Consider the following 22794-nt stretch of genomic DNA (forward strand, 5'->3'; position numbering starts at 1 on the left):
GGACGCAAACCATCACACGCCCCGACGACCGACGCCACAGCGCGCCCGACGACGGACGCCTAGCGCGCCCCCGACGGCGGACGCCATAGCGCGCCCCCGACGGGCAAACGTCACCGCACCCCAACACCCGAGCACACCGCAACACCCACCCGAGCCGACAGCACCGCGCGCCCCACCGGACGCAAACCATCACACGCCCCGACGACCGACGCCACAGCGCGCCCGACGACGGACGCCTAGCGCGCCCCCGACGGCGGACGCCATAGCGCGCCCCGGACAGGCAAACGTCACCGCACCCCAACACCCGAGCACACCGCAACACCCACCCGAGCAGACGCCACTGCGCGCCTCCGCCGGACGGAAACATCACGCGCCCCGACGACGAAGGCCATGGCGCGCCCCGTCGGGCGGAAGGCGTCGAGGTACCCGCGTCACAGGGTCATACGCGCAGCCCCTGAAGTCCTTCGTAGGCGGACATCACGATGTCCAGCCCCCGCGTGTCGTCTGCGGGCTCGCGCATCTGGTGCGTCACATACGCAACGGCCATCCGGCTGTCGGGGTCGATCATGACCAGGGAACCGCCCCAGCCGCCCCAGCCGTACGTGCCGCCGAACAGGCCGTAGCCCAGGCCCCAGCGCATCGGCATGCCCAGCACGCGATCGTCGCCGTCGAACTGTTCCTCCCGCGCCCGGTCGCAGCCGGCCGGGGACAGCAGCCGGACGCCGCGCGCCTCTCCCCCGCAGGCCAGCAGGGACTGCACGAGAGCCACCGAACGGGCGTTTCCGAATCCGCTCGCCGCGGGGATCTGCGCGCGGCGCCAGGCCAGGCTGTTCCCGTCCCGGACGCGCACCCCGTTGCCCGCCTCGGAACCCGCCGGGTTGCCGGGCGCGCTCGCAGCGTAGTCCTCGTCCCGTCCCGCGGGCGGGATCGTGAGCGCGACCCGGTGGTCGTGCTCCGGCGACAGCCCGATGTGGAAGTCCGCGCCGAGCGGCCCGGTGACCTCCTCGGCGAGGAACTCGCCCACGCTGCGGCCGGTGATCCGGCGCACGACCTCGCCGACGAGGAATCCCTGGGTGAGCGAGTGGTATCCGGCCGCGCTGCCCGGCTCCCACCGGGGCTCCCGCGCGGCGAGCCGTGCCGTGGCGGAGGGCCAGTCGTAGAGCTCCTCGACCGTGCCGTCCCAGTCGGGCAGGCCGGCGGTGTGCGCGAGCAGATGCCGCACCAGCACCTTCTCCTTGCCTGCCGCGCCGAACTCCGGCCAGTACCGGGCGACCGGCGCGTCCGGGTCGAGTGCGCCCCGGTCGGCCAGGACGAGGGCGCACAGCGCCGTCATCGTCTTGGTCACGGACCAGACGTTGACGATCGTGTCGCGCTCCCACGGAATCGTGCGGTCGGCGTCCGCGAACCCGCCCCAGACGTCCACCACCGGCTCGCCGTCCACGAAGACCGCGACGGAGCCGCCCACGTCCCCGGCGTCCAGCGTGGCGGCCAGTGCGTTCGGCACGGCGGTGAACAGGTCGTCGTACGAGCCCTGAATGTCTGCCATACGTGCCATCCAGCCGCTGTCACCCGGCTCGGGTCAACTCAATTTCGGTACGCTCGGCGGCGGGCCTGTCGCACTGTGGTGCGCTTCGAGGGGGACAGCATGCTCGATCAAACGCTGGTTGCGCTGGCTTCGGCAGCCGGGACCGCCGTGGCCTCCGCGGCCGGTACGGATGCCTGGCAGGGCTTGCGGCAACGAGTGGCTCGGATTTTCGGTCGCGGCAACGGGACAGAGGAGCGAGTCGTGCTGGAACGACTCGACGGGTCCGTCGTCGAGTTGGAGCGTGCCGCGCCTGAGCAGAGGCAAGAACTCCACGCGCGGGTGGTGGCCGTCTGGGAGACTCGCTTCCACGACCTCCTGGAGGAGTCCGATGACGAGAGCCGTCGGGAACTGGTGAGGTCTCTCGACGAGTTGGTCAGGTACGGGCGGGCCTCCTCCGGCGAGGCATCGGCCGGTGACCGTGGGTTTGCTGTCGCGGGCACGGTCGACATCCGCGCCGATCGGGGCTCGGCGGCTGCCGGGGTGATGGGGGACGTGGCGATCGGAAACCCTCAGCAGCCGGGACCGGGGCAGAGCTGACGCCTCCCGGAGCGATCCCGGCGATCCGCGGTTTCACCGGCGCTTCGGTCCATGCGCATCACCACAGCGTCGCCGCTCACCACATCAACCACTTCGACTACTACGCGGCGCCGCGAGCGCCGGTCACATGGCCGCATGTTTTCGGCGTGCTGCCGCGACAGGCGGACTGCTTCCAACACCGTGACGAGGTGGAGGCGCTGGAGAGTGCGATGACCGGCGGTGGCACCGCGGTCCTGTGCCAGGTCCTCTCCGGGACCGGCGGCGTCGGCAAGACCCAACTGGCCGCGCACTACGCTCGCCGGTGTTGGCAGAACCGGTCCGTGGACCTGCTGGCCTGGGTGACCGCGTCGAGCCGCACATCATTGGCCAGCTCTTACAGCCGACTTGGCGCAGACGTCGCGGCAGCGGACCCGAGTGATCCCGAGCAGGCGGCCGCCCGCTTCCTCGCATGGGCCGAGACGACCGAGCGCCGATGGCTGATTGTGCTCGACGACCTGGCCGACCCTGCCGACCTGCGTGGCCTTTGGCCGCCGGCGAACCCGCACGGCCAGGTGTTGATCACCACTCGCCGCCGCGACGCGGCCCTGCGTGGCCGAAGCCGTGTCCGTATCGACGTGGGTCTGTTCACTCCGGCCGAGGCCGCCGGCTATCTGAGCGCCCAACTGGCCGCGCTGGGTCGTAGGGACGACCCCGTGCAGATCGCCCGTCTGGCCGCCGACTTGGGGCACCTGCCGCTCGCCCTTGCCCAGGCCGCCGCCTACCTCGTCGATCTCGGACTGGACTGTGCGGCCTACCGTGCGCAGCTCGCCGATCGAACCCGGCGGCTCGCCGAACTGGTGCCGGACGACAGCGGCCTGCCGGACGACCACAGCGGGGCCCTGCACGCCACGTGGTCCCTGTCCGTGGGGCACGCGGACCGGCTCCGTCCTTTCGGCCTGGCCCGCCCCATGCTGCACCTCGCCTGCATGCTGGATGCCAACGGGATTCCCGTCAGTGTGCTGACCAGCCCTCCAGCCCTGCGTTACCTGACCGACCACCGCTCCGCAGGGGCGGACCGGGAGTCCGGCTCGGTCGATGAGGAGGACGCGGTCGGCGCTGTGCGGTGCCTGGACCGGCTCAGTCTGGCCGATCACACGGCCGACTGTCCCCATCAGCGAATCCGTGTTCATGGCCTCATCCAGCGCACCACGCGTGAAACTCTCTCCCGTTCCGTACAGGAGAACCTCGTGGTCACGTGTGCCGACGCACTCGTCGCCGTGTGGTCCATCGGCGAGAGCGATGCCGTTCTCGCACAGATGATGCGCGCCAACGCCGAAGCGTTGATCTCTCATTCGGGTACGGAGTTGTGGAGGACCGGTTGCCACCCCGTGCTCCTGCGCCTGGGCGAGAGTCTGGGAATCACGGGCTTGGCGAGCGCGGCGCGGACGTACTTCCGACACCTCTACGACGCCGCGTGCCTGCACCTGGGTCGCGACCACGCGGACACATTGACGATCCGGCACCACCTGATCGCGTGGCAGGGCGAGACGGGTGATCTGATCGGCGCCAAGGCGGCCTTCGCCGAGTTGCTGGCGGACCGGAGCCGGGTACTCGGCCCGGACCATCCCAACACTTTGGCCACCCGCGGCGACCAGGCGGCCCTGCAGGGCAGGGCAGGTGACCCGACCGGAGCCTGCGAGGCCTCCAGGGAGGTGATGGAGGCCTCGTTGCGGGTTCTGGGACCCGAGCACAGCCAGACCCTTACCGCTCGGCTGAACGTGGCCCATTGGACCGGTGTGGCCGGCAACCCCGGCGAGGCCGTAGCAGCTTGCGAACACCTGCTCGCCGACACCACCCGCATGCTGGGGCCCGACCATCCCAAGACCCGGGCGGTCCGACTCCACCTGGCCATCTGGAGAGGAGAGGCGGGAGATCCGGCCGGTGCCGCAGCTGATTTCGAGCGGCTGCTGACCGATCAGCTGAGGCTCCTGGGAGCCGACCATCCTCAGACTCTGAGTACCCGGCACGCTCTGGCCCGCTGGCGCGGCAAAGCCGGGGATCCCAGGACTGCTGTGTCCGACTTCGAGCAGCTCCTGACCGATCAGCTGAGGGTGTTGGGACCGGACCACCCCGACACCCTGACGACTCGGCACGATCTGGCCTCCTGGCGAGGAGAAGACGGCCATGCGGTCAACGCGGTCAGCGAACTGAAGCTGGTGCTGGCCGATCGGCTGCGCGTGCTGGGGCCGGACCACCCCGACACCCTCACCACGCGCGCGAATCTCGCCTACTGGATGGGGAAGAGCGGGAATGCGGCCGGTGCCGTCGTCGCCACGTCAGAACTGCTGGCCGACCGGCTCCGCGTGCTCGGCCCGGACCATCCCGACACACTGACCACGCGCCACAACCTTGCCCAGTGGAGGGCCGAGACAGGGGACGCGGCAGGTGCTGTCGCCGCTGAGGCGGACGTGCTCGCCGATCGGCTGCGCGTGCTGGGGCCCGAGCATCCCCACACCCTCTCGGCCCGCCACCATCTCGCCCAGTGGACCGGCCGGGTCGGCGACCCCGCCGGGGCAGCGGAAGCTCTTTCCCGGTTGCTCGCCGATCAAAGACGTGTACTCGGCCCGCATCACCCTGCGACGCGGGCCACGGAAGACAGTCTCGCCTTCTGGGAGGCGGAGGCGGAGCGGCGGCATCCCCTGTAGTCGGACAGCTGTCCGCAGCCCCGGCCCGTCCGCTCCCGCCCAGGCCGGGGCCCCGCCGTCGCCCCCTCAGACCCGCGACCGGTACAACTCGAACTCCGCGAACCGCACCTCATCCCGCGCAGCCATCGCCCGTACCCGCCACCTCCGCCCGCACCGGCGTCGGCAGCAGCAGGTTCCGGCTCGCGCCCACGACCCCCGCGCGGGTCACCTCCCGTCGGCGGGTGAGATGGAGAAGCCGACCTTGACGCCGTGGCGCCGCATGGAGCCGGCGAAGGAGCGCAGGACGTCGCCGTGGCCGTCGCGCCAACTGCTCGACGCCACCGACTGGTCGGTGTAGCGGTCGGCACCGGGGCCGTGAGGAGCAGCATCAGCACCGTCAGGACACCGGCCGCTCTCAAGCGTCTTCTCATGAGGCACATGAGGCACATGAGGCACCCCCATTCATCGGATGTCTGATCATTGAGCGGGCCCCACGGGCTGCCAATGGGCGCCGAAATGAGGGTAGTTGACTCATTGATCGGATGATGCGCAGGTCAGCGGGGCGGCCTCGGCGCGAGGCGGCGTGAAAAGTCCGAGAGGACCCACCTGGACATCCAGGCCGAGCGTCCTCTCGACTCCGGGCGCGCCGCCCGGCAGAGTTCTCCTACATACTCGCGAGTAAGCACTGAGGAGCGCCCGTGACCAGCTGGGTCGGCCGGACCGCCGCCGAGATCGCCGCCGCCGTACGCGAGAAGCAGGCCACACCCCGTGAGGTGGTGGCAGAACACCTGGCCCGCATCGAGCGGCTCGACCGCCGCGTGGGCGCCTTCCGTGTGGTCCGCGCCGAGGCGGCCCTCGCCGAGGCCGACGAGGTGGGCTCGCGTGCCGACCTCGCCGAACTGCCCCTGGCCGGCGTGCCGGTGGCGGTCAAGGACAACCTCGCGGTGCGCGGCGAGTCCAACCGCCTCGGCTCCGCGGCGACGGCGGACACCCCCGCCGACCACGACCACGTCACCGTCGCCCGGCTGCGGGCCGCCGGCGCGGTGGTGGTGGGGCTGACCAACGTGCCGGAGCTGTGTGTCTTCGGCACCACGGAGGGCGTGCACGGCACGGCCCGCAACCCGTGGGACACCTCGCGCACGGCGGGCGGCTCGTCCGGCGGCAGCGCGGCCGCGGTCGCGGCGGGCATGGTGCCGATCGCCCTCGGCAACGACGGCATGGGCTCGCTGCGCATCCCGGCCGCCAACTGCGGCCTCGTCACCATCAAGCCCGGCTTCGGCGTGGTCCCGGCGGGCATCGGCGAGGGCGACTGGTTCGGCATGTCCGAGAACGGACCACTGGCGACGACGGTCGAGGACGCCCGCCTGATGCTGTCGGTCCTCGCCGACACCGAGGTCGCCCTCCCGGACGCACCCGGCACGCACAGGATCGCCGTGTCCCTGCGCAGCCCGCTCGCCGGGGTCACCATCAGCAAGCCGTACGCGACCGCCGCGCGCGAGGCCGCCGGACTGCTCATCAAGGCCGGTCACCAGGTACGGCGCGCCGACCCGCCGTACCCGATGTCGCTGGGCGTCACCGCGCTGACCCACTGGACGGCGGGTACCGCCGTGGACGCCCAGGGCCTGGACCCTCGGCACCTGACCCGCCGGACCCGGGTGCACGCCGCGGTCGGCAGGCGTTTCGTGGCCCGGGCGCGGGGCGGCGAGAGCCGGGAGCAGCTGCGCCGGCGACTGGAGCCGTTCTTCGCCGAGTACGACATCCTGCTCACCCCGGCCCTCGCCCGCCGCTCCCCCAGGTCCGAGCCCTGGCACGAGCGGGGCTGGCTGCGCAACGTCATGGCCAACACCAACTACTCGCCGCTGACCCCACCGTGGAACCTCACCGGCTGGCCCGCCCTGGCCGTCCCGTTCGGCACCCTGCCCTCCGGGGCCCCCTGCGCCGTACAACTGGTGGGGCGCCCCGGGACGGAAGCGGACCTGCTGGCACTGGCGCGGCGGATGGAGGAGCTGCGTCCGTGGCGGCGGACGGCGCCGCTGGACTAGGCACACTCAGTACACGTGCACCCCGTAGGCGTTGAGGGCCTCGGTGACCGGCTGGTAGAACGTCGTGGCGAAGAACGGCAGGCTGCAGCTGCCCGAGCCGCCTGAGGTGAGGCCCAGTCCCTGGCTGCCTGCGTAGAGGGGGCCGCCGCTGTCGCCTGGGTTGGCGCAGATGTTGGTGCGGATCATGCCGGTGACGGTGCCTTGCGGGTAGCGGACGGTCCAGTTCAGGCCGGTGACACGGCCGCAGCGGGTGCCGGTCGTGGAGCCGCGGCGGCAGACCTGCTGATTGAGCTGGGCCTCGCCGGCGCTGGTGATGTCCTGGCCGCCGACCGTTCCGGGCGGGACGGGCTGTCCGCTGTCGTAGCGCACGATGCCGTAGTCGTTGCCGGGGAAGCTGGACCCGGCGGTGGTGCCGATGTGCGTGACGAACCGGTCGGAGTACCAGTCGGTGATGCCGGTGGTGCAGTGACCGGCTGTCAGGAAGAAGTAGTTCCCGGCCCCGTCCTGGGTGTTGAAGCCGAGGGAGCAACGGTACTGTCCGGCGGAGCCGCTGCCGTAGACGGCGTCGCCGCCGGAGAGGTACGCGGTGAGCTTGCCGTGCAGGCGCTCGACGCGCAGCGCGTCGGCATTGGCGCCCGCGCCCCGCCTGATGGCGTCGAGCGCGGAGGCGGGCACAGTGCTGTCGGCGGCGAGCAGCACCCTGCCGGACGTGGCGTCCACACTCCAGGCGGTGCCGGCCACATCGGCTCCCGCCACCGCCTTCTCGACCGCGGCGAGCTGCTTGGCGCTGTACGTGGTGGTCGGTTCGGGGTCGACGGCGCCTGCGGGGGCCGCGGTCCCGGCCAGGACCGTCGCCACCAGGGCGGTCAGCCCGGACGCCAGGGCGACCGGGCGGGTACGGCGGCTCGCGCCTCGGGGCGCGGGGCGTCTGATCCTCATACGGGTCTCCAGGAAGGGTCGGGCCACGCGCCACGGGACGGGAAGCGGCCGCTCGGTGATCCCTTCCGGACGCTAACCGCGCCCCGAACCTCCGGCGACCGGGACACGTCGTACGGGTGACCGCCCGGCAGGTCACCGCGTACGGGCGGCGGCGCCGGCTCGCCGAGCGCATCCTTGTCGACCGTCAAGCGCCGTCAGAAGCGCCCTGGCCGGGCGCGGTCAGCAAGTCGTCGGCGACCTGGGTCCGGGCGTAGAGCACCGAGCGGCCGGCTCGGTGGGCGCTGACCAGGCCTGCGTCACGCAGGGCGGTGAGGGACTGGGACACCCCGGCTGCGGACAGAGCGGTGCGCCGTGCCAGTTCGGTGGTGGAGGCAGGCGTGTCCAGTTCGGCCAGCAGCCGGGTCCGGGACCGGCCGAGTACGGCGGCGAGTGCGGCGGGCCCCGTCGCGTTCCGTGTCTCCCACAACGTCCCGGTACCGCGCGCCGGATAGGCGAGCTGCGGTGGGTCCGGGGGCGACACCCGGGTCAGCAGGCCGGGCCCGCAGAAGGCGGAGGGCACCAGCACCAGCCCCGTTCCCGCCGCGGCACGGCTCAGCCCGCGCCGCCTGCTGCGCCGCAACCGCAGTGTGCTGCCGGCCCAGGTCGCGCTGGTGTGCAGATCGTTCAGGAGGTGGGCCGCGCCGAACTCGGCGGCCTGACGGGCCCGGTGGCGGATGTCGGCGTCGAGTGCGGCGCGGATCCTGGCCCAGTAGGGGGCAAGCGCGAGCTCCCAGTAGGTCTCTATCTCCTCGGCCAGCCGCGCCAGCCGGTCGGCCGGATCGTCGTACAGGGCACGCAGATGGGGACCGAGCCGCCCCTGTTCGCGTGCCAGACGGTCGAGTTCGGCGCGTACGCGCCCGGCTGGGGTGGCGCGCACCGCGACGAGCTCCGCCGCGAGGCGGGGAGCCGGCCCGGCCGGAGCCGGATTGAGGAAGTCGGGCACGTAGCCCGAGGGCGGGACGAGTTCCGCGAGCCGTCCGCGGTCGAGCCCTGCGGCCGTCCAGCGGGGGCGTACCTGGGCGATCCACCGGCCGTACACCGGATGCCCCTCGTGACCGGAGCGCACCAGCTTGAAGCTGGTGCCGACCTCCCACATCGGGGAAACGGCGAACCGCAGCTGCGCCAGGTCATCGGCTGAGAAGGCGAGTTCCTCCTCCATGAACCACCCCCGTGGATTCACCCATGCCCGAATCAATGGCGGCAAGCCTACGTCCCCCTGATCCTTCCCGGTATGAGCGAACAGACGATCACAGCGGTCCCGGGCACGACGGCGGGCACCTGGCGACTGGGCGACCGCGAGGTGGGCCGCCTCGGCTTCGGCGCGATGCGCCTGACGCAGCAGGGCGAGGCGCTCGTCCCCGACGCCGTACCCAGCGACCGCGCCCGGGCGATCGGCGTCCTGCGTCGCGCGGTCGACCTCGGCGTGAACCACATCGACACCGCGGCCTTCTACTTCTCGTCCCTGCGCTCGGCGAACGAGCTGATCAACAGCGCCCTGTCCCCCTACCCGGACGACCTCGTCATCGCCACCAAGGTCGGCCCGGGGCGGGACCCTTCGGGCCGGTGGCTGCCCCACGCCACACCTGCGCAGCTACGCGGACAGGTGGAGGAGAACCTGCGCCAGCTGGGCCGCGACCACCTCGACGTGGTCAACCTCAGGATCGTCGGCACCGATTCGATCGCCGAGCGCTTCGCGGCCCTGGCCGACCTGCGCACCGCCGGACTGATCCGCCACCTGGGCCTGTCCAACGTCACCCCCTCCCACCTGGCCGAGGCACAGCGGATCGCCCCCGTGGTGTGCGTCCAGAACCCGTACGGCATCGGCGTGCGCCCCGACCAGGACGAATTCCTGCGGACCTGCGGCGACCTGGGCATCGCCTACGTGCCGTTCTACGCGGTCGCCGGCTCCTCGGGGACGGCGGGCGCCCTCGGAACGGACAGTGCGACGGTACGTCGCATCGCCCGGGCACACGGCGTCGGCCCGGTGCAGATCAGGATCGCCTGGACGCTGCACCAGGGCCCGCACGTGCTGGCGATCCCCGGCACCGGCGACCCGCAGCACCTGACCGAGAACATGGCCGCCGGAGCCGTACGGCTGTCGGCGGACGACCTGGCCGCGCTGGACGCCGAGCACCGCGGTGAGGGGTAAGGACATGCCGGAGGCATTCGTCGGCGCATTGTGGCGCCACCCGGTGAAGTCGATGCTCGGCGAGCGGTTGCGCGGGGCGGAGGTGACCGACCGCGGTCTGTCGGGCGACCGCCGGCTCGCTCTCCTGGACCGGGAGACGGGCAAGGTCGCCAGCGCCAAAACGCCCCGTCTGTGGCGGGCGTTGCTGCGCTGTACGGCGACGACGTCGCAGTCCGGGGCCGTACGGATCGCCCTCCCGGACGGCAACGCCTGGTACGCCACGGACGCCGACGTGCACGAGGGTCTGTCGGCGTACCTGGGCCGCGCAGTGACCCTGAGCGACACCGCTTGCGAGGGCGCCGTACTGGATCGTTCCCGCCCGGAGGAGGTGCTGGCGCAAGGCGTGGAGGCACAAGTGGCCGCGGATCCGGTGCGCTTCGGCGGCGCCGCCCCCGCCGCCACCTTCTTCGACTTCGCACCGCTGCACCTGATCACCACCTCCAGCCTCCGGCGCATCGCGCGGCTCAGCCCCCGCGGCACGGTCGAGGCGGAGCGCTACCGGCCCAATCTGGTGATCGAGACCGAGGCCGAGGGTTTCCCCGAACACCACTGGACGGGCAGGGAGCTGAGGATCGGTAGGGACCTGGTCCTCAAGGTGATCGCCTCGACGCCGCGCTGCGCGGTCCCCACGCTCGCCCACGGCGCCCTGCCCCCCGACCCCGAGGCCCTGCGCGTCCCCTCCCGCCACAACCGCGTCCCCGCCTTGCCGGACCGGGCACCGGAGCCATGCGTCGGCGTCTACGCCCAGGTGATGCGAGCCGGACACATCTGCGAGGGCGATCGCGTAAGGGTCTGACGGGGCGGCGCAGTGGCCGACGCACTGTCGGGAGTCCTCAGAGAGCGAAGGGCCCGTCGGCGCCGAACGCCAGCCGCGCGAAGCGTTCGCCGATGCGTCGGTGGGTGGCGGCGTCGGGGTGGAGCTGGTCGGGCAGGGGGAGTTCGGTGGCGTCGGCCTCGCCGTAGAGTTCGCGGCCGTCGAGGTAGTGCAGGTTCGGGTCGTCGGCCGCACGCTGCTTGACGATGCGGGACAGCTCGTCCCGGATGACGCCCAGGGTCAGCTTGCCGCTCGCGCGCTCCGCCGGGTCGCCCATGGCGACGAACCGCAGCTGTCCCTTCGCGAGACCGGTGAAGTCGGGGGCACAAGGGCCGGGTGTGTCCTCGTGGATCGGACACAAGATGGGCGACACGACCAGCAGCGGGGTCGTGGGGTGCCCCTCCCGGACGGTGTCGAGGAACCCGTGGACCGCGGGGCCGAAGGCGCGCAGCCGCATCAGGTCCAGGTTGACGAGGTTGATGCCGATCTTGACGCTGATGAGATCGGCGGGTGTGTCGCGCAGGGTGCGGGCGGTGAACGGGTCGAGCAGGGCGCTTCCGGCCAGCCCCAGGTTGATCAGCTCCACGTCGCCGAGGGACGCGGCGAGCGCGGGCCAGATGCCGGTGGGGCTCGCGGCGTCGGAGCCGTGACTGATCGAACTGCCATGGTGCAGCCAGATCCTGCGGCCCGGATCGCGCGCGGGCTCGACGGGGGCGTCGGTGCGCAGGGCGATCAGTTCGGTGGTCTCGTTGTGCGGCAGCCAGATCTCGACGTCCTTGTCGCCGTCGGGCAGCCCGGCGAAGCGGAGGGTGCCGGGGCGGCCGGGCCGGTGCTCGGCGGTCCCGGCCATCATGTCGACGACCATGACGTTGCCGTCGGTCACGCTGCCCTGCCCCGCCGGGCGGCCGTCGACGATCAGGTCGTATACACCGTGCGGCCGGGGCGGGGCGCCCACATAGGTGCGTTTGGTGGGCAGCGTGTCCAGCTCGACGGCGGTCGCCCGGGTACGGAAGGCCAGCCGTACACCGGACGGCTGGGACTCGGCCATGGCCAGCTGCCCGTCGGTGTTCTGGACGCGCGCCCGGGCGGGCAGCCGGTGCGGCAGGACGCCGTGTTCGGTGCGCTCGACGTCGAGTGCGCCGCGCAGGAGGTCGGCGGTGACGGGCGTGGTGATCCAGTCGTGCTCGGTGTCCATGTCCTCAGCCTGTCGGTCAGGGGGTGGGCTCGGTGGGCCAGTTGCGCAGCAGGACGTCGAGGGCGTCCAGGATCCGGGTCCAGGTCTCCTCGGAGTCGGGGGCGCTGTGACTGAAGCCGCCCGCCGTCTCCAGGCTCGCGTAACCGTGGAAGACACTGCCCAGGAGCCGTACGGCATGGGTCGCGTCCGGCTCTGTGAGGTCGTAGCCGCGCAGGATCGCCCGCGTCATCCGGGAGTGCCGGACTCCGGCACTGGCGGCGGCCGTCTCTGGGTCGAGCCGCATCCGTGCCGCGGCGGCCCGGCCGGGGTGCTCACGGCCGTAGTCACGGTAGACGTTCGCGAAGGCGACCAGGGCGTCCTTCCCGGCCCGCCCGGCGATGGCGTCGGCGGCCCGGTCGGCCAGTTCCTCCAGCGCGAACAGGGCGATCCTCGTCTTGAGGTCCTGGGAGTTCTTCACATGCGAGTACAGGCTCGCGACCTTCACGTCGAACCGCCGCGCGAGCTCCGACGCGGTCACCTGCTCGAAGCCGATCTCGTCGGCCAGCTCCGCCCCCGCTCTGACCAGGCGCTCCGCACTCAGTCCCACACGTGCCACAACGACCCTCCCGTCCGCCGAAGCGATTATGCATTTACCTAAAGCTTTTAGGCAAATGGGAGGGTCACTAGGGTCGTACACCTCCGGAACCTTGTCGAGGATCGTGAAACCGAGGGCGGGATCGACCATGAAGCCGGCGTTGGCGATGGGGCGGCGGGGCCGCCGCAGTGGGGAGTGAGGTAGGCGGAGGCGACGAGGTCTCCGGAGTCGTCCTCGACGACGAACACACGCTTGGCCGGGTTCATCCACAGCGCCCGGGCGGCGTCCTCGGAGGTGTCCGGATCCCATGCGCAGGTCTCGCCGGCGGCGACGATCCGGCGCCAGAAAGACCAAATCCGCGGCCAGTCGTCGGCCGCGGCTTCTCTGATCAGCATGGGCGTGAGTCCCGCACGCCCATGCGGTCGGCGATCGCGAAGGGTTCTGCCCCAGTCGGTCGACCCGTCAGTCGACGCTGGGCAGGATGTGGGGCTCGGCGAGGTCGTCTTCGTAGCCCGCCAGGCGGATGGGGGCGGACCGGGCCCACACATCGAGACTGCCGATCTCGTCCGACCGGCGGCCCGTGCGCTCCGTGCGTTCCTTGGGGCGCTGTTCGCGATTCGTCTGCTCAGGTGTCACCGCGCACTCCTTCTGTGTCGGATCACCCTCGGGGCGGGCCGGCCAGTCTGCGGTCCGGTACCTGACGCCCGCTCGGGTCTTACTCAAAGTCGGCTCGGACGCGGTGGCGCCGGTAACTGGTGTGCAAGCAGGCCGTTGTGCACCGGCTTGTCCCGGGACGGACCATGGGTGTGGGTTGGGACCCGGTAATTCTGTCCGTCCGCTACAGATTAACCAAATGAGCAGGCACCCGCTCGATGGGGCTGCAAACAACCTGTAACTATCTGAAGTCGGCCGGTATTCGGCCCATGCGTTATTCACCTGTTTGTTACGCGATGAGGGGTTCGCCCCGCACTCGTTCGGCTCAGCGTCGCCTTCCTGTCCGACCCGGTCCGGCGGCACGCCGCGCAGTTCAGGTCCCGTTGGCCGATTCGCAAGGCGGCCATGGTCTCCTGACGGACGGCAACGGCTTGTCCGGCGGGAGGACTGACGCATGGAGCTGCGCAGTGTCGAAGAGCTGATGGATCTGCTGTACGCCTGCCGGGGCACCCGGGACACCCCGGGCCTCGCGAGCGCCCGAGTCGATCTGCACCAACACGCGCTGCAGACAGCCGCCCTGCTGCGCCGCGTCCGCCCCGCCGACAAGGAACTCCAGGTCGCGGGGCTCGTCCATGCCATCGGCCCGCTGCTCAGCCCGGCCGACGCGCACCGCCACTCCGACTGCGCGGCGGACGCGGTACGCCCCCTTCTCGGCGAACGCGTCTCCCGCCTCGTCCGGGACCGGTGCCGGTCCCCGGAATCCACCGACGACGACCTGCTGCGCCTGCGCCAGGCGGACGAGGAGGGCCGCAGCGCCGAGTTCGACGCCGGGGTCCTGGAGGACTGGCGTGCGGTGCTGGAGCTGGTCGCGGCAAGGCATTCTCCGCTCGGAGCTGTCAACTGACGACCCGTCATGAGACCGTACGACGATGACGTCGCCGTCGCACGGACTCCAGGGCGTGGCCGCCGGGCTCCAGGGCAGGGCCGCCCTCGTCACAGGCGCCACGCGCGGCATCGGCCAGGCCGTCGCCCGGCAACTGGCCGCCGCCGGGGCGCTGGTCTGCGTGACCGCGCGGGACGTCGGCGAGGTGCGGCGGACGGCCGCCGAGCTGGGCGGCGTCGGGGCGGCGGGCAGTGTGGCCGACCCGGATCACCTGCGGGCGGCCGTGGACCTGGCCCTGCGCGAGTTCGGCCGGATCGACATCGTCGTGAACAACGCCGCCACCAACCTGCCGTACGGCCCCCTCATGGACGTCGACCCGATGGCCTGGCGCGAGGCCTTCACCGTGAACGTCGAGGCCCCGCTGCGCCTCGTGCAGTACGCCTGGCACGCCTGGATGCGCGAACACGGCGGCGCGGTGGTCAACGTCTGCACGGAGGGCGCCACCCATGTCGGCCCGCGCATCGGCGCGTACGGCACCAGCAAGGCGGCCCTGCTCCACCTGACCCAGCAACTCGCGGGCGAGCTGGCACCGAGGGTACGGGTGAACTCGGTCTCCCCGGGTCTCGTACGGACCGAGATGGCACGGTTCGTATGGGAGCCGGGCGAGGAGCAGGTCGCGGCCGGGCTGCCGCTGGGGCGCATCGGGGAGCCGGAGGACGTGGCACGGGCGGTGGTGTGGCTGGTATCCGATGCGGCGGCGTGGGTGACGGGGGCGGATCTACTGGTGGATGGAGGAACGAGAGTACGTTCCGCCGGCACGTCCACGGTGTACGCGGTTCATGAACACCTACGGGCACACGGGCCGGCCTAGGGGCGCGGGGAACCGACCCCCAGACGCACTCCCAGCCGCGCCTACCACTTACCCGGCGCGTAGTCCTTCAAGAAGACCCCGTACAGATCCTCCCCCGCTTCACCCCGCACGACCGGGTCGTACACCCGCGCCGCACCGTCGACCAGATCCAGCGGCGCGTGGAACCCCTCCTCGGCCAGGCGCAGCTTGTCGAAGTGCGGACGCTCGTCCGTGATCCAGCCGGTGTCGACGGACGTCATGAGGATGCCGTCGGTCTGGAACATCTCCTGCGCACTGGTCCGCGTGACCATGTTCATGGCAGCCTTCGCGGCGTTCGTGTTCGGATGCCCCGCACCCTTGTAGCCGCGCCCGAAGACGCCCTCCATGGCCGAGACGTTCACGACGTACGCGCGCCCGCTCGCCGCCTTCTTCGCGGCCTCGGCCATGGCCGGCCGGAGCTTGCTGATCAGGATGAACGGCGCCGTGTAGTTGCACAGCTGGGTCTCGAGGAGCTCCACCGGGGAGATCTGCTCGATCGTCTGCACCCAGGTGTTGGTGTCGACGACGTCGGGGACGAGACCGCCCGCGTCGATGGCGGTGCCGTCGAGGTGCCGGGCGACGCTGGCGTTGCCCGCGACCAGGGCGAGGTCGGCGACCTTCTGGGCGTCGAGGCCGCTGGTGCCGAGCGGCAGGGCGGCGAGGCCGTCGACCGCGCCTGAGTTGAAGGCGCCGATGACGTGGTGGGCGGGGAGCTCACCGGCGGGCAGCGGGGCGCTCTCGCCCTCGACCAGGGCGGCGTAGGCGGAGGGCAGGCGGCGTACGGTCTGCGTCGCGTTGTTGACGAGGATGTCGAGCGGGCCGGCCTCGGCGACCTGGTCGGCGAGGGCCACCGCCTGGGCCGGGTCGCGCAGGTCGATGCCGACGACCTCCAGGCGGTGCATCCAGTCCGCGGAGTCGTCCATCGCCTTGAAGCGGCGGATGGCGTCCTTCGGGAAACGCGTGGTGATCGTGGTGTGCGCGCCGTCGCGCAGCAGGCGCAGCGCGATGTACATGCCGATCTTGGCGCGGCCGCCGGTGAGCAGGGCGCGCTTGCCGGTGAGGTCGGCGCGGGCATCGCGCTTGGCGCGGTTCACGCGGGCGCAGTCCGGACAGAGCTGGTGGTAGAAGTAGTCGACTTCCACGTACCGGGCCTTGCAGGTGTAGCAGGAGCGGGGGCGCTGGAGTATGCCCGCGATCCTGCCCTCCTCGGTCCTCGACGAGGGCAGCAGGCCTTCGGTCTCGTCGTCGATGCGCTGGGCGGAGCCGGTCGCCGTGGCCTCCGTGACCGCCTTGTCGTGCGCGGTCTTGGCGGCCCGGCGCTCCTGGCGGCGGCGCTGCTTCACGGTGCGGTAGATGCCGGCGGTGGCCCGGCGCACGGCGATGGCGTCGGGGTGGTCGACCTCCAGCTTGTCGAGCTCCTCCAGCACGCTGAGGCAGACGGCGAGCCGCTCGGGGTCGATGCCGGGGCCGTACACGACCTCGTCACCGGGCTCGCGCACGACCTCGCCCGTGGCCGCCGAGCCTTCCTCTGTCACCGTCATCGCGCTGCCGTTTCCCTGCTCACCCACGCGGCGCTCCGACCGCGCCCGCTTTCGAACGGGGAATTCTACGGAGCGCCGGGCCGGTCCTCCAAAACCGGCCCGCGAGTGAGACGCAGGGCACGCCGGTGTCGAGGGTGCGAGCGCGCGGAGGCCCGAAGGGCTGAGCACGGTCGTGCCCTCGACACCGGCTGAAGCGCCCGAAGGCGAACGAGCCAAGAAAAAGGGGTCAAGGTGCGCAGGCCGTGATGAGGGTCTCCACCTCCTCGGACACCGCCCGGGCGAGCACGTCGAGGTCCGGTACGGCCTCGGCGTCGGCGACGAGGCCGTAGTGGACGCGTCCGCGGTACGTCGAGATCGCGATCGCCAGGGACTGGCCGCGGGCCAGCGGGGCGAAGGGGTAGACCTCCGTGACGGCGTGGCCGCCGAGCTTCAGGGCGATGCCGGGCAGCGGCACGCTGGTGACCAGGATGTCGAACCAGAGCCGGGCGGCCTGGCCGACGAGCGGTCCGCCGAGCCGGTGGCCGAGCGCGGGGACGTGGTCGGCGAGCAGGGCGACGGCGCCCGCGCCCCGGTTGGGGCCGGCGTCCTTGTTGCGGTCCATGGCGGTGCGGACCGTGGCGAGGCGGCGCAGCGGGTCGGGGTCGTCCACGGGGAGCCGTATCAAGTACCCGGAGAGCCGGTTGCCCTGTGGGTGCGCGGTGCGCGGGCGGCGCTTGGAGACGGGGATCAGGGCACGGGGCGCGACGCCCTCGCTGCCGTCGCCGCGTTCGTCGAGCCAGCGGCGCAGGGCGCCCGCGACGACCGCGATGAGGACGTCGTTGACGGTGCCGCCGACGGCCTTGCGGATCACGTGCACGTCGTCGATGTCGACGATCACCCCTGCGGTACGGCGGGTGCCGCTCGGCTCGGCGGTCAGCGCGGCCGAGGAGCGCACTCCCAGGGTCGACACGGCGACGGAGGCGCCGATGTCGAGGGCCCGGCCCACGTCGGACAGAGCGCCCCGCACCAGCCCCGGCAGCCTGCGCACATCGGGCACGCGGCGGCGCGCGGGCGCCTCCGGGCGGGGCCCCCGGGCGGGCAGGTCCATGGGGTCCAGGACGGCGGCGGCGAGCGTCAGCGCGCGCAGTCCGTCGGCGAGGGCGTGGTGGAACTTGAACAGCACGGCGAACGACACACCGTCCTCCCCCGGCAGCACATGGGCCTCCCACGGCGGCCGGCCGCGCTCCAGCGGGCGCTCCATGAGCCGGCCCGCCACCGCCTGGAAGTCGGCGGTCGGGGCGTGCAGCCGCACGTGGTCGAGGGGGTCGAAGTCGGGCGCGGGCTCACGGGCGGCGCCGCCGAAGGAGAACGGCTGCAGCGGCTGCCAGGCGTCGCGGATGCGCATCCGCAGCCCCGGAACGGCCGCGGCGCGCGCGGCGAGCAGGTCCGCCGCGTGGGCCCCCGCGGTGGGCGAGTGCGCCGCGAAGACGCCGAGCGCGCCCAGGTGCATGGGGTGTTCGGCGGACTCGATGCTCCAGAACGCCAGGTCGAGAGGTGCGAGAACGTCAGAAGTCAATGGCTTGCCTCGCGTCGACGAAGGGTGGACCAGCAGTCAATCGCCCGCGGGCGATTACAGTCAAGTACGATCAAGCTACGCACAGTTAACGGCAGATTAAGTCCCGCCCCTCGCGAAAGGGGCGGGACTCATGGTGCATATGAGGTCAGTGCAGCACGGGTAGCGGCACCGGGCATCCCGTGGGTGTCACCCGGGAGGCGTCACGGATCGGCGCCCCGGTGCGACACCGGGCCTTCGCCCGAGCGGCGGCACGGCCGGCCCCGTGCCGGCCCAGCCCTCGTTGAAGCTGCCGATGCGTTCGTCGATCATCTGTTCCATTTTCGACGTCACCGGCGATCCGGACGCGATGGTCGGCGGCGTCGCACGGCCGCTCGGGACCGGCCACGCCCGACCCGCCGACCCCAGGGCTCCGCGACCGGCCGCCACAGTTCCGCCGCCGCAGCCGCCGCCACCAATTCGGCCGCGCGCTACCGAAATTGACGGTTCATCGGTTGCGAGATCAAGTACAACTTTGCGAGTTCTTGGTGTAGTTGGGCCGATGATTACGTGAGCCTCGTGGGCACCACGAGGTGACTTCAGCCCCAGGGAGAACATCGGGCCGCGTCACCGACCCCCCACGTACGGCGAGAGGCAACAACCATGACGAGGAACCGCGCACTGCGGTACGGCGGCCGCACCCTGGCACTGGCGGCGACGGGGTTCGGGATGATCGCGGCAGCCGTGCCCGCAGAGGCCGAGGAGCAGCCCACCACGGAGCAGATCATGGCCGACTGCGCCTCCGGGGAAGGCAAGTGCGGCTTCAACTCCCCGCAGATCGGACAGGCCTACCTCGGTGAGCCCCGCCAGGTTTCCGAGCTGCTCTACAACTGCACCGCCTCGCCCGCCTCCCAGTCGATGTCGTGGGCCGACACCGTGGGCTCCTCCCACTCCGTCGGAGGCTCGGTCACGGTCGGCGGGGGCATCGAAGGGATCATCACCGCCAGTGTGACCGCCACCTACAACTACACATGGCAGAGCTCGCACACGGAGACGAGTTCCTTCACCGTGACCGTGAAGCCGGGAGAAGTGGGCTGGATCTCCCGCGCCCAGGTGATGCAGCGGATAACCGGCACGTGGCAGACCCACTACGACGACCCCAAGTGGGGCCACTACTACTGGTTCGTGCCCGACGTGATCACCGGTCCCGCCCCGAACGGCACGGACGGCAAGCACAGCGCGGTCGTGGTCAAGTCCCGCAGGATGACGGCCGACGAGAAGAAGCTCTGCTCCACCGGCTCGACCCGGGGCGACGTCTTCACCCGCAAGGCGGCGTCGGACCGCTAGGAGACCTGCTGCCCCTTGCCCAGCGCGATCACGCCGCCCTTGGAGACGGTGTACAGATCGGCGTCACGCTCCGGATTGACGCCGATCGTCGCGCCCGGGGGCACGTCGACGTTCTTGTCGAGCACGGCCCCGCGCACCACCGCGCCCCGCCCTATGTGCACGTTGTCGTGGAGCACCGACCCCTGCACCACCGCTCCTGGGTCGACCACCACACCGGGCGACAGCACGGACCGTGTGACCTGCCCCCTGATCAGGCATCCGGCGCTGATGATGGACTCGCTCGCCATGCCGCCCGCGTTGAAGCGGGCCGGGGAGAGCTGGTTGGAGTGGGTGTAGACGGGCCAGCTGCGGTTGTAGAGGTTGAAGGCGGGACGCTCGGCGATGAGGTCCATGTGGGCGTCGTAGTAGGCGTCCAGGGTGCCGACGTCCCGCCAGTAGCCCCGGTCGCGGTTGGTCTCGCCGGGCACGTGGTTGGCGCTGAAGTCGTACAGCTGGGCCTCGCCCCGGTCGGTCAGCTGGGGCAGGATCGAACCACCCATGTCATGCACGGAGTTCTCGTCCTCGGCATCCCGCTGGAGCGCCTCGATGAGGGCCTTGGTGGTGAAGAGGTAGTTGCCCATCGAGGCGAAGACGGTCTCCGGGTCGTCGGGCAGTCCGGGCGGGTCGGCGGGCTTCTCCAGGAAGCGGTCCACGGTCAGGCCGTCCGAGCCGGGGCTGATGACACCGAAGGAGGACGATTCGCCCCGCGGGACGCGTATGCCGGCCACCGTCACACCCGCACCGCTCTCGATGTGCTGGGCGAGCATCTGGCGCGGGTCCATGCGGTACACGTGGTCGGCGCCGAACACCGCGACGTACTCGGGGCGTTCGTCGTAGATCAGGTTCAGGGACTGCAGGATCGCGTCCGCGCTGCCGAGGTACCAGCGGGGGCCGAGCCGCTGCTGGGCCGGGACCGGGGTGACGTAGTTGCCGAGCAGGCTGGACATGCGCCAGGTCGTGGTGATGTGCCGGTCCAGCGAGTGCGACTTGTACTGCGTGAGGACGCAGATGCGCAGGATGTCGGCGTTGACGAGGTTGGAGAGGACGAAGTCGACCAGGCGATACGTTCCGCCGAAGGTGACCGCGGGTTTCGCGCGGTCCGCGGTCAAGGGCATCAGGCGCTTGCCTTCTCCGCCCGCCAGTACGATTCCGAGCACCGAAGGTCCGCCACGACGCATGGCCGCTCCCCTCACCGTGGTTGATCCCAGCCTGCCCGTGAGCAACGTGCGCTAAGCCTGTTTGAGGATCTCCCCGTAGAGCCGGACCGTCCGGCGCGCCACCGTGTCCCAGCCGAACTCCCCCACCGCGCGCTCCCGTCCGGCCTCACCCATCCGGCGGGCGGTCTCCGGGTCGCCGATCACCGAGTCCAGCGCCCGCGCGAGTCCCGCCTCGAAGGCCTCGACATCGTCGTCCAGCGGCACGAGCAGGCCCGTCTTGCCGTCGTCGACGACCTCGGGAATGCCGCCGACCTGCGAGGCGACCACGGGAGTTCCACAGGCCATCGCCTCCAGGTTGACGATGCCGAGGGGTTCGTACACCGAAGGACAGACGAACGCGGCGGCATGCGTGAGGAGTTGGATCACTTCCGGGCGCGGCAGCATCTGCGGGATCCAGTGCACACCCTCACGGACGCGGCTCAGCTCCTGGTAGAGATCGCGGAACTCCTGGTCGATCTCGGGGGTGTCGGGAGCGCCCGCACACAGCACGACCTGCGCGGCCGGGTCGATGTCCCGCACGGCGCGCAGCAGATGGGGGACGCCTTTCTGGCGGGTGATGCGGCCGACGAACAGCACGTACGGGCGGCCGGTGTCGAGGCCGAACCGGCGCAGGACGTCGGTGCCGTGGTCGGGCCGGTAGAGGGTGGTGTCGATGCCGTTGTGCACGACGTGGACGCGGTCCGGGTCCAGCGCCGGGTAGCAGCCGAGGATGTCCTCGCGCATGGCCCCGGAGACGGCGATCACCGCGTCGGCGGCCTCGATCGCGGTCCGCTCGGCCCAGCCGGACAGGGCGTATCCGCCGCCGAGTTGCTCGGCCTTCCAGGGGCGCAGGGGCTCCAGGGAGTGCGCGGTCATCACGTGCGGGATGCCGTACAGCAGCTTGCCGAGGTGGCCGGCGAGGTTGGCGTACCAGGTGTGGGAGTGGACGAGTTCGCGACCCTCCAGACCGGCGGCCATGGCGAGGTCCACGGAGAAGGTGCGCAGCGCGTCGTTGGCCGTGTCCAGCGCGGACCAGGGGCGGTGGCGCTGCACGCCCACCCCGCGGCCCTCGCCCCAGCAGTGCACCTCCAGATCGACGAGGTCCCTCAACTCCCGGGCCAGGAACTCGACATGGACGCCCGCGCCGCCGTACACATCCGGCGGGTACTCCCGGGTCAGCAGTCCCACTCGCACCCGGAACCCCCTGTTCTCAGCGGCTGGTTGCCCTTTCATGGTCACCCAGACGGGGCGCGTGGGGAAGAGCGCGGGGCTCGTGTGAAGCAACAGTCACCGCACACGCCACCGCCGGGCACGCGGTAGTAGAGGCAGCAGCTGCGGCGCCGGAAGGCGACCCCGGTGAGGGTGCCGGTGCCGGCGAGGAGGGGGTGGGCGAGGAGTTCCGCGGTCAGGGCCCTGGCCGTTGCGGCGGTGTCGGTACGGCCGTTCGCGCGCGCCCACTGGTCCAGTTGCCGGGCGGCGCCCGCGAGGGCCGATGCCGCGTTGCCCCACAGCAGGCCTTCCGCGACGCGGTAGCGGGCACGCAGGGCGGCGGTCAGGGGGTGCAGGTGGCCGTGCAGGACGGCGTCCGCCAGGGTGGCCGGGTCCGCGGGCAGCGGGCGCACCTCGGTGAGCCACAGGTCGTCGGGGGCGCCGGCGTCGGGGTCCCAGGGCAGCAGGCGCGGGTCGAGGTCGGGGATCCGGCCGTAGAGGGCGGCGCAGCCGAGCGCCACCGACCACAGGCGGGCCGCGAGTCCCTGCTGGGCCACGGAGGCGGCGATCCGCGGCTCGGGGGCGCGCAGGGCGTGCGCGACCTTCCGCACGCGGAAGGTCAGCGGTGCTCCGTCCGCGTACGCCTCCGCCAGGGTCGGACGTGGCCGAAGTGCTGCCTCCGGTGTGCGCAGCACGAAGAAGCCGCCGAGCGGGCGGAGCGCGGCGAGGTCAGGGTCGAGATCCACGAAGAGCAGTAGTACCAAGGCCCCTCGGGGTTCTCACCTGGGGGTCTCCACCCGGGGTCACCCGCCCAGAGGATGAGACGGCCCGCCTCGTACTCCATCGGCAGTACGACACGGTCGGTGCTCTGGTACGACGACGGGAAGAACATTTCGCGGCATCGTGTTGGTTATGACAGCCGACCGTTC

19 protein-coding genes and 1 pseudogene are annotated in these 22794 nt (G+C 71.6%); 8 read left to right on the forward strand and 12 right to left on the reverse strand.

The window, feature by feature from the left end:
• Positions 1–439: 439 nt before the first annotated feature.
• Positions 440–1546, reverse strand: a complete 1107-nt coding sequence (locus ACIBU0_RS02915; RefSeq protein ID WP_398810673.1) for a serine hydrolase domain-containing protein — start codon at positions 1544–1546, stop codon at positions 440–442.
• A 240-nt stretch (positions 1547–1786) separates the two neighbouring features.
• Here ACIBU0_RS02915 and ACIBU0_RS02920 point away from each other — a divergent pair, with 240 nt between their 5' ends.
• The 3 genes from ACIBU0_RS02920 to ACIBU0_RS02930 all read left to right on the forward strand — a co-directional run bounded on the left by ACIBU0_RS02920 (position 1787) and on the right by ACIBU0_RS02930 (position 6827).
• Positions 1787–2122 (forward strand): hypothetical protein, encoded by a 336-nt coding sequence (locus ACIBU0_RS02920; protein ID WP_398810676.1) that lies wholly within the window; start codon positions 1787–1789, stop codon positions 2120–2122.
• Positions 2123–2310: 188 nt separating this feature from the next.
• A complete protein-coding gene (locus tag ACIBU0_RS02925; protein WP_398810679.1) occupies positions 2311–4806 on the forward strand; it encodes a tetratricopeptide repeat protein in 2496 nt (831 codons plus the stop codon).
• Positions 4807–5483: 677 nt separating this feature from the next.
• Complete coding sequence (locus tag ACIBU0_RS02930; protein ID WP_398810681.1) at positions 5484–6827, forward strand: amidase; 1344 nt, start codon at positions 5484–5486, stop codon at positions 6825–6827.
• A gap of 6 nt (positions 6828–6833) precedes the next feature.
• Here the strand turns inward: ACIBU0_RS02930 and ACIBU0_RS02935 are convergent, their stop codons facing one another.
• Positions 6834–7766 (reverse strand): S1 family peptidase, encoded by a 933-nt coding sequence (locus tag ACIBU0_RS02935; protein WP_398810684.1) that lies wholly within the window; start codon positions 7764–7766, stop codon positions 6834–6836.
• Positions 7767–7950: 184 nt separating this feature from the next.
• Positions 7951–8964 carry a DUF5937 family protein gene (locus ACIBU0_RS02940; RefSeq protein ID WP_398810687.1) on the reverse strand — a complete coding sequence of 338 codons (1014 nt, stop codon included), beginning with the start codon at positions 8962–8964 and terminating at the stop codon, positions 7951–7953.
• A 72-nt stretch (positions 8965–9036) separates the two neighbouring features.
• Between ACIBU0_RS02940 and ACIBU0_RS02945 the strand changes: the two genes are divergently transcribed.
• Together ACIBU0_RS02945 and ACIBU0_RS02950 are read left to right on the forward strand one after the other, a co-directional pair.
• On the forward strand, positions 9037–9954 hold the full coding sequence (locus ACIBU0_RS02945) for an oxidoreductase (protein ID WP_398810690.1): 918 nt from the start codon (positions 9037–9039) through the stop codon (positions 9952–9954).
• Between the two features lie 4 nt (positions 9955–9958).
• Positions 9959–10789 (forward strand): MOSC domain-containing protein, encoded by an 831-nt coding sequence (locus tag ACIBU0_RS02950; protein WP_398810693.1) that lies wholly within the window; start codon positions 9959–9961, stop codon positions 10787–10789.
• A 37-nt stretch (positions 10790–10826) separates the two neighbouring features.
• On the opposite strand, the gene ACIBU0_RS02955 is transcribed toward ACIBU0_RS02950, so the two are convergent.
• The 4 genes and pseudogenes from ACIBU0_RS02955 to ACIBU0_RS02970 form a co-directional block, all read right to left on the reverse strand.
• Positions 10827–12002, reverse strand: coding sequence for a GDSL-type esterase/lipase family protein (locus tag ACIBU0_RS02955; protein ID WP_398810696.1), 1176 nt, complete (start codon positions 12000–12002; stop codon positions 10827–10829).
• Positions 12003–12018: 16 nt separating this feature from the next.
• The gene (locus ACIBU0_RS02960) at positions 12019–12597 is read right to left on the reverse strand and encodes a TetR/AcrR family transcriptional regulator (protein WP_398811752.1); all 579 of its coding nucleotides are present in this window, start codon (positions 12595–12597) and stop codon (positions 12019–12021) included.
• 117 nt (positions 12598–12714) lie between these two features.
• A pseudogene (locus ACIBU0_RS02965) lies at positions 12715–12971 on the reverse strand (GNAT family N-acetyltransferase); the annotation flags it as partial.
• A gap of 67 nt (positions 12972–13038) precedes the next feature.
• Positions 13039–13212, reverse strand: a complete 174-nt coding sequence (locus ACIBU0_RS02970) for a hypothetical protein (RefSeq protein WP_398810699.1) — start codon at positions 13210–13212, stop codon at positions 13039–13041.
• Between the two features lie 472 nt (positions 13213–13684).
• On the opposite strand from ACIBU0_RS02970, the gene ACIBU0_RS02975 reads away from it, so the two are divergent.
• Both ACIBU0_RS02975 and ACIBU0_RS02980 read left to right on the forward strand, forming a co-directional pair.
• Positions 13685–14134 carry a hypothetical protein gene (locus tag ACIBU0_RS02975; RefSeq protein ID WP_398810702.1) on the forward strand — a complete coding sequence of 150 codons (450 nt, stop codon included), beginning with the start codon at positions 13685–13687 and terminating at the stop codon, positions 14132–14134.
• Between the two features lie 25 nt (positions 14135–14159).
• Positions 14160–14984, forward strand: coding sequence for an SDR family oxidoreductase (locus tag ACIBU0_RS02980; protein ID WP_398810704.1), 825 nt, complete (start codon positions 14160–14162; stop codon positions 14982–14984).
• 41 nt (positions 14985–15025) lie between these two features.
• On the opposite strand, the gene ACIBU0_RS02985 is transcribed toward ACIBU0_RS02980, so the two are convergent.
• Both ACIBU0_RS02985 and ACIBU0_RS02990 read right to left on the reverse strand, forming a co-directional pair.
• Positions 15026–16543: an SDR family NAD(P)-dependent oxidoreductase gene (locus ACIBU0_RS02985; protein ID WP_398811755.1), complete on the reverse strand. Its 1518-nt coding sequence runs from the start codon at positions 16541–16543 to the stop codon at positions 15026–15028.
• Positions 16544–16769: 226 nt separating this feature from the next.
• On the reverse strand, positions 16770–18098 hold the full coding sequence (locus tag ACIBU0_RS02990; RefSeq protein ID WP_398810707.1) for a wax ester/triacylglycerol synthase family O-acyltransferase: 1329 nt from the start codon (positions 18096–18098) through the stop codon (positions 16770–16772).
• 639 nt (positions 18099–18737) lie between these two features.
• Here ACIBU0_RS02990 and ACIBU0_RS02995 point away from each other — a divergent pair.
• Positions 18738–19421, forward strand: coding sequence for a hypothetical protein (locus tag ACIBU0_RS02995; protein WP_398810710.1), 684 nt, complete (start codon positions 18738–18740; stop codon positions 19419–19421).
• On the opposite strand, the gene glgC is transcribed toward ACIBU0_RS02995, so the two are convergent.
• The 3 genes from glgC to ACIBU0_RS03010 are packed head-to-tail and all read right to left on the reverse strand — an operon-like array spanning position 19418 to position 22611.
• A complete protein-coding gene (glgC, locus tag ACIBU0_RS03000; RefSeq protein WP_398810712.1) occupies positions 19418–20638 on the reverse strand; it encodes a glucose-1-phosphate adenylyltransferase in 1221 nt (406 codons plus the stop codon). The genes ACIBU0_RS02995 and glgC overlap by 4 nt on opposite strands.
• Positions 20639–20689: 51 nt before the next feature.
• Entirely contained in the window at positions 20690–21850 is a 1161-nt protein-coding gene (gene glgA / locus ACIBU0_RS03005; protein WP_398810714.1) for a glycogen synthase, read from the reverse strand.
• A gap of 41 nt (positions 21851–21891) precedes the next feature.
• Positions 21892–22611, reverse strand: a complete 720-nt coding sequence (locus ACIBU0_RS03010; protein ID WP_398810717.1) for an IucA/IucC family C-terminal-domain containing protein — start codon at positions 22609–22611, stop codon at positions 21892–21894.
• Between the last annotated feature and the right edge of the window lie 183 nt (positions 22612–22794).

It is taken from the genome of Streptomyces sp. NPDC049627 (assembly GCF_044465645.1).
GTDB lineage: Bacteria > Actinomycetota > Actinomycetes > Streptomycetales > Streptomycetaceae > Streptomyces.

Bases quoted from the DNA above. Each gene is read 5' to 3' on its own strand.
- ACIBU0_RS02915 (WP_398810673.1), bottom strand. From the start codon at position 1,546: ATGGCAGACATTCAGGGCTCGTACGACGACCTGTTCACCGCCGTGCCG.
- ACIBU0_RS02935 (WP_398810684.1), bottom strand. From the start codon at position 7,766: ATGAGGATCAGACGCCCCGCGCCCCGAGGCGCGAGCCGCCGTACCCGC.
- ACIBU0_RS02940 (WP_398810687.1), bottom strand. From the start codon at position 8,964: ATGGAGGAGGAACTCGCCTTCTCAGCCGATGACCTGGCGCAGCTGCGG.
- ACIBU0_RS02945 (WP_398810690.1), top strand. From the start codon at position 9,037: ATGAGCGAACAGACGATCACAGCGGTCCCGGGCACGACGGCGGGCACC.
- ACIBU0_RS02950 (WP_398810693.1), top strand. From the start codon at position 9,959: ATGCCGGAGGCATTCGTCGGCGCATTGTGGCGCCACCCGGTGAAGTCG.
- ACIBU0_RS02955 (WP_398810696.1), bottom strand. From the start codon at position 12,002: ATGGACACCGAGCACGACTGGATCACCACGCCCGTCACCGCCGACCTC.
- ACIBU0_RS02975 (WP_398810702.1), top strand. From the start codon at position 13,685: ATGGAGCTGCGCAGTGTCGAAGAGCTGATGGATCTGCTGTACGCCTGC.
- ACIBU0_RS02980 (WP_398810704.1), top strand. From the start codon at position 14,160: ATGACGTCGCCGTCGCACGGACTCCAGGGCGTGGCCGCCGGGCTCCAG.
- ACIBU0_RS02985 (WP_398811755.1), bottom strand. From the start codon at position 16,543: ATGACGGTGACAGAGGAAGGCTCGGCGGCCACGGGCGAGGTCGTGCGC.
- ACIBU0_RS02995 (WP_398810710.1), top strand. From the start codon at position 18,738: ATGACGAGGAACCGCGCACTGCGGTACGGCGGCCGCACCCTGGCACTG.
- glgC (WP_398810712.1), bottom strand. From the start codon at position 20,638: ATGCGTCGTGGCGGACCTTCGGTGCTCGGAATCGTACTGGCGGGCGGA.